This is a genomic window from Bacillus sp. AK031 (assembly GCF_053903065.1).
On sequence record NZ_CP096424.1, the window covers coordinates 4,090,525 to 4,103,562 of the forward strand.

The 13,038-nt window shown below is 42.2% G+C and carries 15 protein-coding genes and 1 other annotated feature (1 of these 16 only partly in view); of the genes, 4 read left to right on the plus strand and 11 right to left on the minus strand.

The features are described from left to right. Nucleotides 1-157, minus strand: a binding site (T-box leader); it reaches 126 nt to the left of the window's first position. A gap of 160 nt (nucleotides 158-317) precedes the next feature. After that, nucleotides 318-830, minus strand: coding sequence for a CBO0543 family protein (locus M1E09_RS20845; protein WP_456272714.1), 513 nt, complete (start codon nucleotides 828-830; stop codon nucleotides 318-320). Nucleotides 831-1,037: 207 nt separating this feature from the next. On the opposite strand from M1E09_RS20845, the gene liaG reads away from it, so the two are divergent. Continuing rightward, the gene (liaG, locus tag M1E09_RS20850) at nucleotides 1,038-1,904 is read left to right on the plus strand and encodes a LiaG family protein (protein WP_456272715.1); all 867 of its coding nucleotides are present in this window, start codon (nucleotides 1,038-1,040) and stop codon (nucleotides 1,902-1,904) included. 768 nt (nucleotides 1,905-2,672) lie between these two features. Here the strand turns inward: liaG and M1E09_RS20855 are convergent. From M1E09_RS20855 to M1E09_RS20890, 8 genes are all read right to left on the minus strand, one after another. Next, the gene (locus M1E09_RS20855; protein ID WP_456272716.1) at nucleotides 2,673-3,563 is read right to left on the minus strand and encodes a glycine betaine ABC transporter substrate-binding protein; all 891 of its coding nucleotides are present in this window, start codon (nucleotides 3,561-3,563) and stop codon (nucleotides 2,673-2,675) included. Nucleotides 3,564-3,581: 18 nt separating this feature from the next. After that, complete coding sequence (locus M1E09_RS20860; protein ID WP_456272717.1) at nucleotides 3,582-4,412, minus strand: ABC transporter permease; 831 nt, start codon at nucleotides 4,410-4,412, stop codon at nucleotides 3,582-3,584. Beyond that, nucleotides 4,409-5,611, minus strand: a complete 1,203-nt coding sequence (locus tag M1E09_RS20865; RefSeq protein ID WP_456272718.1) for a quaternary amine ABC transporter ATP-binding protein — start codon at nucleotides 5,609-5,611, stop codon at nucleotides 4,409-4,411. The genes M1E09_RS20860 and M1E09_RS20865 overlap by 4 nt, the downstream gene beginning before the upstream one ends. A gap of 112 nt (nucleotides 5,612-5,723) precedes the next feature. Further along, nucleotides 5,724-5,933, minus strand: a complete 210-nt coding sequence (locus M1E09_RS20870) for a hypothetical protein (RefSeq protein WP_456272719.1) — start codon at nucleotides 5,931-5,933, stop codon at nucleotides 5,724-5,726. Nucleotides 5,934-5,980: 47 nt separating this feature from the next. Continuing rightward, the gene (locus M1E09_RS20875) at nucleotides 5,981-6,832 is read right to left on the minus strand and encodes an alpha/beta fold hydrolase (RefSeq protein ID WP_456272720.1); all 852 of its coding nucleotides are present in this window, start codon (nucleotides 6,830-6,832) and stop codon (nucleotides 5,981-5,983) included. Between the two features lie 230 nt (nucleotides 6,833-7,062). Further along, nucleotides 7,063-7,302, minus strand: coding sequence for a hypothetical protein (locus tag M1E09_RS20880; RefSeq protein WP_456275045.1), 240 nt, complete (start codon nucleotides 7,300-7,302; stop codon nucleotides 7,063-7,065). 24 nt (nucleotides 7,303-7,326) lie between these two features. Beyond that, entirely contained in the window at nucleotides 7,327-7,704 is a 378-nt protein-coding gene (locus M1E09_RS20885; RefSeq protein ID WP_456272721.1) for a FusB/FusC family EF-G-binding protein, read from the minus strand. A gap of 148 nt (nucleotides 7,705-7,852) precedes the next feature. After that, nucleotides 7,853-8,107, minus strand: coding sequence for a CD3324 family protein (locus M1E09_RS20890; RefSeq protein ID WP_456272722.1), 255 nt, complete (start codon nucleotides 8,105-8,107; stop codon nucleotides 7,853-7,855). A 368-nt stretch (nucleotides 8,108-8,475) separates the two neighbouring features. Between M1E09_RS20890 and M1E09_RS20895 the strand changes: the two genes are divergently transcribed. After that, entirely contained in the window at nucleotides 8,476-9,183 is a 708-nt protein-coding gene (locus M1E09_RS20895) for a DUF2294 domain-containing protein (protein WP_456272723.1), read from the plus strand. Nucleotides 9,184-9,366: 183 nt separating this feature from the next. Next, nucleotides 9,367-9,666, plus strand: a complete 300-nt coding sequence (locus M1E09_RS20900; protein ID WP_456272724.1) for a hypothetical protein — start codon at nucleotides 9,367-9,369, stop codon at nucleotides 9,664-9,666. Between the two features lie 167 nt (nucleotides 9,667-9,833). Here M1E09_RS20900 and M1E09_RS20905 read toward each other — a convergent pair whose 3' ends face one another. Beyond that, nucleotides 9,834-10,259, minus strand: coding sequence for a peroxiredoxin-like family protein (locus tag M1E09_RS20905; protein ID WP_456272725.1), 426 nt, complete (start codon nucleotides 10,257-10,259; stop codon nucleotides 9,834-9,836). Between the two features lie 419 nt (nucleotides 10,260-10,678). Between M1E09_RS20905 and guaC the strand changes: the two genes are divergently transcribed. Then, nucleotides 10,679-11,662: a GMP reductase gene (gene guaC, locus M1E09_RS20910; protein WP_456272726.1), complete on the plus strand. Its 984-nt coding sequence runs from the start codon at nucleotides 10,679-10,681 to the stop codon at nucleotides 11,660-11,662. A gap of 19 nt (nucleotides 11,663-11,681) precedes the next feature. Here the strand turns inward: guaC and M1E09_RS20915 are convergent, their stop codons facing one another. Next, nucleotides 11,682-12,830: a cation:proton antiporter gene (locus M1E09_RS20915; RefSeq protein WP_456272727.1), complete on the minus strand. Its 1,149-nt coding sequence runs from the start codon at nucleotides 12,828-12,830 to the stop codon at nucleotides 11,682-11,684. Between the last annotated feature and the right edge of the window lie 208 nt (nucleotides 12,831-13,038).

The window sequence follows — 13,038 nt, forward strand, 5'->3', positions numbered from 1 at the left end:
GAAGAGAAAGCGAAAAACAGCAATGTCTATAAAAAAGCCTTTTCACAAAGAAAGCTCGAGGAAGTAATTCACACTCACCTTTGTACCGGTTTTCACCTGCCACCGGCTCTCTGACACAGGGAGATGAGATGCTACTGAATCCTGTCAACACTGATATTTAAATTAAAAACAGTTTACCGGATGTCACTTGCAAACACAAGAAGTTTTTTCATTTCCTGTTTTTTAGTATGTACAAAAATATTCCCATGACGAAAAAAGTGCTCAATATAAGCAAGAGAAATACAGGTGTTTCCAGAGATGCCATGAGCAGTCACCTTCTATTTCAGATCTTGGAGGGACGGATGAAAAATCAACAGAAGAATCGCTATGACCGGCAGGGAGATGAGAAGGCCGATTAAGTTATTTTTATAATGAATTCGAATAATAATAAACATTATACTGTTGAAGATAAAGGACCATCCGACACTCCACCCGTTCTCATAGATGAACAACCCTTTTTTATAAAAGAGATATTCAAGTATGGTAAAGTACGCTATCCAGGCCGATACATAGAGGAAGTTTCGTTTCCTGGCAGGAAAATAACGTAAATAAATCATTAAAACGACCGGAATGACAAACAGCGTGAAAGTGATCTCTATTAATGTGTGGTTCAGCCATTCTACGGTCACTGCTTTATAGGCCCACAATGTATGATTGTAAAAAATAAAGTTATACAGCAGGTTGCAGATAACAAAGAATTGAACGGTGGGATAATATTCTTTCCAGCGTTTCCAATCCACGAAAAGAACAGCAAACACAATATAAACGATGATAACGAGGAGCAGATACATACACATTCTCCAAAGGTTTTTTTCTTATCCTGCCACATCTCCTGGAATTTTATAACACCTCAATGCTTAAGCCATTCAACGGTTGATATCCTGAACCTCTCTACGCCTCTGGTCTTAAATAAAATAAATCGCGGGGTTCATTGTATAAACTTGGAAAACAAACTAAGATAAAAGTATGATAAATGACAATTGAAACGGGGAGATAATATGAAAAATATTTTTGCAATTGTGATTGCCATCCTGGTCGTCGGTTCCGTCCTCATCATTCTAAATGACAACACTTCATTGTTTGCTTCAGGAAAACGCACAGGCGAGAACAGTGTCGCTGTTTCTGACAGGGTGAATCAAATTGAGATCGATGTGGACAGCAGCCATACTGTCGTAATCCCGGAAGACAGGGAAGATGTGAAAGCAGAGCTTGATGGAAAAGGAAATTTAATGGTCAGTGCAAGGGGCGATGAGGTAAAGGTTGAAGTGAAGCGCAAATGGTTCGAGTGGATGTCCTTTAATAATAAATCAGACTTAGTTGTTTATATCCCCGAAAACTTCGATCGTGAAATCGAGATCAATATCGGTTCAGGGAATCTCGAATTAAAAGGGGAATCAGCTACGAAACCCATTGTGCTCGACCGCTTGGAAACAGATATGAGTTCCGGCAATCTTGAACTGGCCAACATTACTGCCTCTCAGTTTGTCCATAACGGCTCTTCAGGCAAATTTTCAGCCGATCGTTTAACAACTGAAGAAGGTGAGATTGACATCAGCTCTGGTGATGTCACATTGACTGACTACTCTGGTCCATTAAAAGGAGATCTTTCTTCAGGACAAATGAATGTACAATTAAAAGAGTTAAATGGAGACATCCGGTTTGACCTCAGTTCCGGCCAGGTTGACCTCGACCTGCCTGATGATGCTGAATTTACATTGAACGGTGAAGCGAGCAGCGGGAACATCTCCTGTGAATTCCCGCTCTCCGGCCAAACGAGTGATGACGGTGATATTTCCGGCACCCATGGATCAGGCAAATATCAGGTAGAGGTTTCCGTATCCAGTGGTGATGTAAGGGTGTATTAATCATTTTAACGCATTGTCCTTTGGGTAAGGAGTTCACTTTAGAGGTACAAAAGGTAAAAATCCAAAGTCTTTAGCATACGAATTCTCACCATAATTCGTATGCTATTTTTTATTGGGACTACAGCAAGTCTTCTACTTCCAAGTGTTTTTTCGCATCTAGTTTCGCAACGTTTACACAACACTGAAATAAATATTGTAGTCTTGCGATTTATGTAGCGAATTAACTTGCGAAATGGCATAAAAACACCATAACGAATTTTGTCCATTATGGTTAGAATTCGCTCCTTCATAAAGGGTTCAAATATGTAACGGATTTACTGTTTGAAAGACGGCTTTTCTTCAAGTAACAACGCCGTTTGTTCACTGGGTGGCCCCACCCTGCCATCCAAGGGCGGAATCTCAGCGGCCCAAAGGAAATCAGCAGCATGAGCTGAGAAAAATAAGGGGAGAAACTCCCCTTATTTACGAAATGGCACTAAAAAAAGTTGAAATAAGGGGAATAATTACCGCTATTCATTTGATAATCATGAAAAATGGGGTGCTGTGCCAGGAATAAGGGGAAAATCCCCCCTTATTTATAGCTAACTCAGCTATTTTTTGCAGTTTAAGGGGAATTTCTCCCCCTATTTATGGATCTGTGACCCCTCCCTTAAAGATAGGACCTTCTAAGCTTTCCGAACGGAAATCCGCCCAATACCCACACTTTCTCATTTTCAGGTAATGAAAAAGAACCCCCCTTATCAAGGAGAGGGATTCTCAATACTGCTACTATTCACCTTTCATCGCCTGTACTTCGTCTTCGTGGTTATCAATCCACTCCTGCGCCACTTCTTCAGGATTTTGCCCCTCATCAATCTTCACGATCATTTCTTCAATATCTTTTACATCCATCTTCCAGTTACTCAAGAACTCATAGGCTTCTGGTGCCTCGTCCTTTAATTCGTTATTCGTGATCACATGCACTTCTGATGTCTGGAAGTAGTCTTCCGGGCTTTCCAATACCTTTAAATCATAGTTAACGAACATTGGGTGAGGGCGCCATCCCAGGAACAGGACCGGTTCCTCGTTTTCCATCATGCGCTGTGCCTGTGCAAGCATCCCGCCTTCACTGGAAGCCACATACTCCAGATTCAAACCGAGTTTTTCAATCATTTCTCTTGAAGTGACCGTCATCCCGGCTCCTTCTTCAATTCCGTAAATTTTCCCGCCGAAGAGGTCTTCTTTCCCCTTGATATCTTCGACCGATTCAATTCCTTCAACGTAGGTCGGGATGACCCAGCCAAGCTGGCCTTCTGTATAGCTGACAGCCGTATCATCAAGCTTATCTCCGTACTTTTCCATATAGTTAGCATGCATCACCGGCAGCCAGGCATCCATGAATACGTCCAAGTCTCCTCTTGCCAGGCCTGTATAAACCCCGCCGGCATCCGCTTTCGTTTCATTGACTGTATATCCCATATCCTCAAGAAGCAGCTTTGCCACTTTAGTAGGCGGCACTGTACTGGTCCATGGAGTTACACCAAAGTTGATGGTGACACCTTCATTGTTTCCGCCATTTTGCTGAGCATTATCGCCGCCTTCATCCTCATTGCCTGTACCGCATCCAAAAAGAAGAAGAGCGATAAGCATAAGCACCATACTAAGTTTTACTTTCTTCATATGTCTCCACCTCTATCATTAATTTTTTTGCCCAAGCCCCTGTGTAATCCGGTCGAGGATGATGGCCAAAACCACGATTCCAAGACCGCCTACAAGACCTAAGCCGACATTGACACTGGAGATACCGGCCAAAACGGTGGACCCCAATCCGGGAGCACCGATCATCGAAGCGATAACCGCCATCGACAAGGCCAGCATGATTGTTTGGTTGATTCCCGCCATAATGGTTGGAATGGCAACAGGAAGCTGGACTTTCGTCAGCATCTGCCATGAGGTCGACCCGAATGCCCTCGCTGCCTCAACCATATCTGCAGGCACCTGCCTGATCGCCAGGCTGGTCATCCGGACCGCAGGCGGCGTCGCAAAGACAAATGTAGAGATAACCGCTGGAACTTCTCCCAGACCAAACAGTAAGATTGCCGGAATCAAATACACAAAACTTGGCAACGTCTGCATGAAGTCGAGAACTGGCCTTACGACATTATCCAATGCCGCTGATTTGGCCGCCAGGATTCCCAGCGGAACCCCTATGACAATAGAAAACAGTGTAGCAACCACCACGACCGCCAATGTGAGCATTGCGTCTTCCCAGAGATTTACCGATCCAAGATAGAAAACCCCGATAAGAGTGAATATCGCAACACCTTTTCCGGCAAATTTCCAAGCCAGGAGGATGAGGATCAAGGCCATGACCTCCGGTAGAATCCAGGTGAAAATATCGGCTACTCCATTAATAAAAAACGAGATAATACCGCTGATCGCTTCAAAAAATCCTCCGAGTACAGGTATCAGCCAATCATATACGAAATTATTGGTCCATTCTTCCAAAGGCAGTGTAAAGTAATTCATTCTGCTGCCACCTCACTTTGCTGCTCTTTTCCCAGAACCAAACCGGATAGAATGGAAACCCTGACGATGATTCCTAATAGCTTATTGTCTTCTACGACTGCAATTGGATATCTTGACTCTGCTGCCACCCCGATCAAATCATTTAACGGAGTTTCAGGAGTTGTTGTGAAGTAGTCCTGTTCAAGAACATCTTCCACCCACTTATTTTCCTTATAAGCCTTTATTGCCGAGTCAATCGTCAAAATTCCTTTCAGGTTTTTCTCTTTGTCAACGACAAAAATACTGGATATCCCGGCATCCTCCATCTTTTTGACAGCCATTCGCGGCCCATCTTTCCAGGTAGTGACCAGGTCTGGTTTTTTCATAACATTTTCTGCCACGAGAACTTTTGAACGATCGACGTCCTCGACAAAGTTATACACATATTCGTTGGCTGGATTCTCGAGAATCTCCTCCGCAGTACCTATCTGCACAATTGATCCATTTTTCATGATCGCAATTCTGTCTCCGAGCTTAAGCGCTTCATCTAGATCATGAGTAATGAATAAAATCGTTTTTCCTAACTTGCTTTGCAGGTTCAATAGCTCATCCTGCATTTCTTTTCTAATGAGAGGATCGAGTGCACTGAAGGCTTCATCCATCAACAGGATATCCGAATCATTGGCAAGGGCGCGGGCAAGTCCCACCCGTTGCTGCATTCCCCCGCTCAACTGATCGGGGTAGCTGTCTTCATAGCCTTTCAGCCCGACATCATGAATGGATTTGAGCGCTTTTTTAGAGCGTTCCTCTTTGGCAATCCCCTGAATTTCAAGGCCGTATTCCACATTGTCTTGGACAGTGCGATGCGGAAACAGCGCAAACTTTTGAAAAACCATTGCTAATTTCTTTCTACGGGTTAGCATCAAGTCGGTTTTCGTCATTTCCGTTATGTTATGCCCATCAATCAGTACCTCGCCTGCCGTCGGTTCTATCAGTCGGTTGACCAGGCGGATGAGGGTGGATTTCCCGCTTCCTGAAAGCCCCATGATGACAAAGAATTCGCCGGCCTTCACTTGGAATGATGCGTTGTTCACACCGACCGTCATGCCCGTTTCTTCTAAAATTTTCTCTTTTCCCTGCCCTTCTTTTAATCTCTTTAGTCCTTCTTTAGGGTTGGAGCCGAAGATCTTAGTAAGATTATTTACTTCTATCTTGTTCATAAGCATGTCTCCTTTAATAGACTCTCTCCCTTTACTATTTGTCATTTGGACCATTTCATACTATTTTACAGAACAAAAAAGAGGACCATCTTCAGGCCCTCATTTCATCCTATTATCTGTCATCAGCACTGTTCCATGTCTTGCCGTCTGTAGAGTTCTTCACCGAGTATTTTTCAGCTGCTGTCAATGTTTCCGGTGAAAAACCTGGCATTACTCCAAACTCTGTATCCGTTACATCGGTTAGTATGGCCGGGTTATCTGTTTCTTTTAGGATAGCCTTCAACTGCTTCTCCACTCTGTTTCTGCTGTTGCGCTTAACCATCTCAACACACTCCTTTTTTAGTATAGGTTTTGCGCAACTGCTTCTTCCTATTCTTCCTCTATTGCTTTACGTAAGATTTCTTCCCAGCATACGAGAAAAAAGAAGTGTCCTTTTCCTTTAACAATCTGCATTTTGGAGCCCTGAAATCTCTCCTTAAGGAAAGCTGCTGTTTTGACAGGCCAAAGGGCATCTTTCTGCCCGCTCCAAATGCAGACTGGAAAAGGGGTCTTCCATTCATTTAGTTTGAAAGGTTTCATCATCGCATTAAGTTCCAGGTATTCAGCCCAACCTTTGGTCCGGTAAGCATCCCAAATCCCCTCCGCTGTCTGTTTCTTTAACTGCTCTTTCATCCCGGATGACCGGGGATCACTTTTTTTCTTATTATGAATCTTCAATATCTGTCTTCCAATTTTGCCGGTCCAGTGTTTAGTTATTCGTTTGGCAAACTTCCTGTTTAGAACAGGGGCTATCCTATTCAGTTTTCTAAGTAACTTCCAGCGAATGGGCAATACTTTGCCGCTTTCTTTATTGTGAAGAGGAATGGCGCTTGCCGCCAGTGAAAGGGAGGAAATGTATTGGGGATGGCGGTAAGCAAACACCTGGCAGAACAGGCCCCCATTTGACCAGGCAATAAAGTCCGCTTTCTGTATGTGGAGATGGTCCAGGACATCTTTCACATCACCCGCATAATCAAACATTGAATAATCCTCCACCAGGTCCGATCCTCCATATCCCGGCCGGTTCACTATCAGAAGGAATAATCGGTGACGCTCAAAAAACTCTTCATCAAAAAAGACCGAAGAAGCAGCGGAGCCCCACCCATGAAAATAAACCACCGGACGCCCGGATTCATCACCGACCTTCTTATAGGTAATTCTCCTCCCCGACGGTTGCTTCATGATAAAGCCCTCTTCGCCCCTCATTAATACCCTTCCTTTCCAAAGATGTTTTACAACTTAATTTCCCTTCTCTATAAAGAGGCAAACGAATATGTATGACAGGGATTACCCGAATAATGTCGAATCGGCAGCTGAACATGCGGTATCTCATTAATATAAAAAGCAGGCCACCTGATGATGGCCTGCTAATCGACAATCGACAAAAACCGGGGCGTGCCTGTCACGCAAGATTAAACATTCTTCAAATGTTCAATAAACTCCAACACTTTCTCTTCACTTCTGAGGTTATGATTGCAGGTTTGGCTGTCCTGGCAGATATAATTTCCTCTGTTTTTGAAAGTGCCGTTTGCAGCTGCTTTGGATTGGGTTACGAACATACCGATGTTTTCAAAAGAGTTGCAGATTGTGCAGATTCCTTTTTGGCTGTGGTTCTTGAATGAGCCTCTAAGCCCGACAAGCTTTCCGTCAATATCAGCGACGAGGTATTTTCTCTCCTAACCTATATCATTCCATCCCAAATAGGTGATTTCCCTGAAATCCATATTAGCAAGGTCCGGAAGTTTCAGCTTTTTGACTTTTGGAAATAATTTTTCAAGCGTCTTCTCTGAAATCCTTCTAAACGGGATGACAAACGGCTTTAATTGAGCCAGAAAGACCTCTGCATCCTGTTTATCTTTTATCATATCCACCGGATCAAGCAGGTCGGATTGTGCAGGGGAAAGCCCTGAGAACAATCCTGTTACATTTTCCTTCACCATAGCCTTTACTGCCTTCAAAACTCCGGGATCACTAGCGCTTGAGTGCCCGTTAACAAGATTTTTCGTCTGTACTTTTATATAGTTAAACTGATCATTTCTAATGAAAGGTTCCATCTCAATTACTCCTTTGAAGTCTTACTCTTTATTCCATTCCATTGTAAAATAAGCGGGCTTCATTAGATATACCAAAATTGTTCTGCAAATGAAATCGCCATAAAAAAGCACTGCACTTCTTAAAGTGGAAAGCAGTGTTGTCAGCAACCTATTTAGAGTAAACAATCTTCTTGATTGTTTCAATTGAAAGGAAATAGTCATCCGCCAGCTCATCAATCCTGGTCCCGCTTTGAAAAGCAGTACGGATAGAAAGGTTCCGCTCCTTGACTTTCTTCCTTCCACCTGACTTCGTTCCCCACTTTTGATAAGCACTCTTCGGTTTAGGGATATAAATCGTTTCTCCTTGAACATACTTTTGAATTTCCTTTATCAAACTTTCAGGTAAAATATTTTCAGCTTTCATTTCAGCTCGCTCCTTATTTATTTCTCGTGTAAAAAATAAGGGCAAAGCCTGAATACTAGAAATGAATAAGCTTGCTTGGGCGATCAAATCAAGCGTCTCACCCCATGCAAAGTATCGCCTTCCTAATTTCAGGCTTTGCATGAGTCGCTGGAGCTTTAGACAATGAATTGCTCCTTGCCATATTCACCACCTCCTTAAGATTTTTCCAACTTAGTGTATCCATTATTTGTTAGTCTGTGAATTAATTATAAAATAATTTCGTGTTGCTTGCACCCAAAAGAAAAACCTAAAATAAATACTGTTTGAGAAGTTTCAGCAATGACCATAACGGGAATAAATTAGATATCATTTATACAGAGAGGTATTATATGGAAAAAACAAGATTTGAAAAGGAGCTTTCCGGTTTTATCGGGCGGCTGCTTCGCGAGCATTTTGGCCGGGGACCCGGAAATGTTATTTGTACAGCTGCTGGTCCTTATATCATCACCCATATATCCAACTTTTTATCTCCCATGGAGAAATCATTGATGGCCAATGATAAAAGTGTGTATGTGGAAAAAACCCGAGACCTGATGATGGAAACATTAATAAAGGATATCTCATCTTATATAGAAGTGAATGTGAACGGACAGGTTGAGGAATTTTATTACGACTGGGAGCTTAAATCCAAAACGGGAATGATCATAGCTGTGTTATCTTGTTCCGAGCAAGAATGCCCCCTGCCTTCCCCCAACAATTATTCGAACAGCGAATTGGTTCATAAAGACATCATATCGATCAGCACAGAAGCACAGAAGCCGCCTGAAGAAACCTATTCCATCATGCTGAACCCGCGAACGCTGCTGATCATCAGAAAAGGGATTTTTATCAGTATAGAAAAAGAGCTGTTGCAATGCGGTTTTCAAGAAAACTTAAAAATTGCCAAGCGCAATTTGGAAAAACGGCTCCTCTATCAGCACAAAACCGATTTTGAACAATATCTACATGCAAAACTGGATGACTTCTTCGTTGACTGGAACTTTGAACATGATAAAAGTTATATCCTCTTTAACTTGGTTCCCCAGAAACAGCTTTGATAAAAAGAATCAGACATGATATCATGAAAAAAGAATATACATTCTTGAATAATGATTTATTCTGATAGCAATGAATGGGCATAGAACCGGACATAAGTCAGAAGAGGAGGATACCCTTCTTTTCTGACTTTTTTTATTACCATAAAATGGATTTATTTTCGAAAAGGATGAGGATACAGCATAATGACCATCAATGAATTGTCCCAGAAAGAGCAAATAATCTTTAATTGTATAGATACTTTTATTGAACAGGAACAATTGGAGAGTGAACAGCCCGCAACCATCAAAAAGAAAGAGTTAGAGACTTATATTGAATCTGAAGCTGAAAGACTTTCTTTTCCGTATCAAAAGGAATCTGATTCAATCAAGTCTTATTATACTTTCAGCTTGGAAAAGCATGAAGTTCAAATCGAAATATTCTATAGGTACAAGAGCTATTACACGCGTCACAGCATTTGCCTGGTGAATAAATCCCCAAACTAATCAAAAGCTGATTATTGCTGCTTTAAAGGGTTTGCAATTCACTGCTATTCATAAGAAAAAAAGAGGACGAATCCTAATGAGATTTCGTCCTCCAATTGTTGTCGTAGCTTTGCTGCACTATAACTAAAGCCCCTTTCTTATTTAGATGGGGCTTTTTACGTTGACCTTCAAGTATTAACGGTTTTCTTTACCTGGTGAATAAGCTCCTCGATTGAAGCATGATCTTCAGGAGATTCATCCACATGGCTCCACATGACCTCTCCTTTTTCACTAAATAACCATGAACCGCCCTGTATATAAATATCTTGGGTATTAAGAGACTCCTTTACAACTTTCTGCTGCTTTTCGTCCTCTGGAAGGAAGGCTTTCTTGCCGCCTTTTATGAATGCTTTTCCAGCTTTCGCGAGCAGTTTCCATTTTGCCATGGATTTGTGGCCCATGCTTCGAAACAATGTACGGTCCGGGTCTCCGAATATCTGGAATGGATATGGACCAAATTCGTCTAAGAAGCGTTCCAACAGTGATCGGTTGGAAGGAAAAATCACGATGACTTGTGTCCCTTCTTCCGTTAATCTTCCATGATGCTCACGCAACTGCGTGAGAAATGCTCTGCAAACCGGTCAGCCAGGATGCCTTACGAATAGGACGAGACTTTTCTTATCATTGACAATTTCTTCAAAGGTTTGGTTCTCACCAAAAGGTTGCTGCAATATTTCAGCCATCATCTCACCTTTTCTATAATTAATCTATCTGGTTCTATGATAGCACTTCTTCTTCCTCCATACATTATTAGAGGCTCCATATATTTCATCAAGGATATCTTTAGAAATATTCACCGTAATAGATATAAGTAAGAAAAGAAACGACGAGTGTATTATTTACCCAATTTTTTTTATAAAACAGAGTTCCTTTAAAATACTTTGACAATGACATAAAAATAAGGTAAATTACGTAATGTACGAACATTATTTATTACACATAAAACTAATATTCGTTTTTAGGAGTGTTACTCATGGAAAATGTGTTTGATTATGAAGATATTCAATTAATTCCTGCTAAATGTGTGGTTAATAGCCGCTCTGAATGTGATACAACTGTTTCATTAGGCCGTCATTCTTTCAAATTGCCAGTGGTCCCTGCGAACATGCAGACAATAATAGATGAAAAGATTGCGATTTACTTAGCTGAAAATGGTTATTTCTACATCATGCACCGCTTTCAGCCGGAAAAACGAGTGGATTTTATTAAAGATATGCACTCACGCGGGCTGATTGCTTCAATCAGTGTTGGTGTTAAAGAAGAAGAATACGGCTTTATCGAGGAGTTAGCATCTGCTGGGTTGATACCTGAGTTCATTACAATCGATATTGCTCATGGGCATTCCAATGCCGTTATCGAGATGATCAAACACATCAAGAAACACTTGCCTGAAAGCTTTGTCATTGCCGGCAATGTTGGTACACCGGAAGCAGTAAGAGAACTGGAACATGCCGGTGCAGATGCAACAAAAGTGGGCATTGGACCAGGAAAAGTTTGTATAACAAAGATTAAGACCGGATTTGGAACAGGAGGCTGGCAGCTTGCGGCTCTCCGATGGTGTGCAAAAGCGGCAAGCAAGCCAATTATCGCTGACGGAGGCATCCGTACTCATGGAGATATTGCCAAATCAGTACGTTTCGGCGCCTCTATGGTCATGATTGGCTCTCTATTTGCCGGACACGAAGAATCACCTGGAGAAACAGTAGAAAAAGACGGAAAGTTCTACAAAGAATATTTCGGTTCAGCATCTGAGTTTCAAAAAGGGGAAAAGAAGAATGTAGAGGGCAAAAAGATGTTTGTAGAACATAAAGGCTCCCTTAACGACACTTTGAACGAAATGGAGCAAGACCTTCAATCTTCAATCTCTTATGCAGGCGGCAGCACACTTGACGCAATCCGCCACGTAGACTATGTAGTAGTTAAAAACTCTATCTTTAACGGTGATAAAGTATATTAATAATAATAAACCGAGCAGACTAGCTGCTCGGTTTTTCTTCGTTACTGTATACCTTCCCTCCAATCCTGGAAGACAATTGACAAAGGATCATCCCAAGAATCGCCGCAACAAGAATATAGACTCCCGCGAAAATCTGGAGTGCCCCGGCAGCAAGCCCGGCAATGATGACGGAAAACTCACCTCTGGGCGCAAGGGTCAAACCGGTTTCAAGAGATTCCCTCCTGGAAAGCCCGTACCAGCGGATACCCGCAAACCCGACAATCAGTTTATGGAGAACCGACCAGATCACGATGGCAAAGAGCAGCCCGAATGCCGGAACTTCTTTTGTAAATTCAAGAGACATCCCAAAGTTCAAGAAGAAGAATGGCAGGAACAAGTTCCTCACGGGCAGCGCCACTTTTGTGATTTGGTCCTTAAAGGTGGTGCCAGCAAACATCAATCCTGCAAGAAAGGCACCGATTACTTCCGAAAGATCAAGGAATACGGCAAACCCTCCATAGGCTAATGCCAATGCGATTATGAAAATAAGCAGATAATCTTCGTGCAGGAACTTCTCAATAAGCTCGTATCCTTTTTCCTGGATAAAGCGGCTGATCAGAACAGCCACTCCTATCAGCAAAGCTACCTTAAGGAAGATTAACAGGAAGTCTGCTGCATTAAAGCCTTCACCGCTTAACCCGATCAGAATGGTAATCAATACGGGGGCCACCATGTCTTCAAATATTAAAAGGGTGAGGATATATCCGGATTCTTTTCGGTCAAGCTTGTTTTTATGTTCAAGCAATTTAATGGTAATAGACGAACTGGTCGCATAGACGAGCCCTCCTATAAGCAGCGAATTAAACAGGCTCTGGCCAAAGAGTGAACAGATTCCTGCAGTGACCCCGACCCCAAGAGCCAGGTCCAGCAGCCCTGGCTTCCAAACCATCTTTCCCTTTTCTGCTATTTCCCTAAGCGGAAATTTCATCCCAATCAGAAAAAACAGAAGGATGAGGCCTATCTCCCCAGCCACTTCTATCGTCTTCACACTATCCAAAATCCCTGCAAGCGAAATTCCAGCTCCCAGGATGATGTAAATGACTATATCAGGTATGTTCAGCTTGGTTCCTAAAAAAGCTGTAAGAAATAATACGAAAAGAAATAATCCAAGAAACAATGGCAGGTTCACGTTTGCACACCCTTTCAGTCAAAAACATTATTAGTATGGGTATATACCCCGATTCGATTCATTCTAAGCCCTCTCCTTGTTCCTTGTCTTTCAATTCAGACAATAAAAGGGCAGGCATGGTAAAATGTTTACATCTGACAACAAGAATAATGGACAGGCAGACAAGACTTGAATTGAAGAGAGCGATATAATTCATATCAGATGCCTA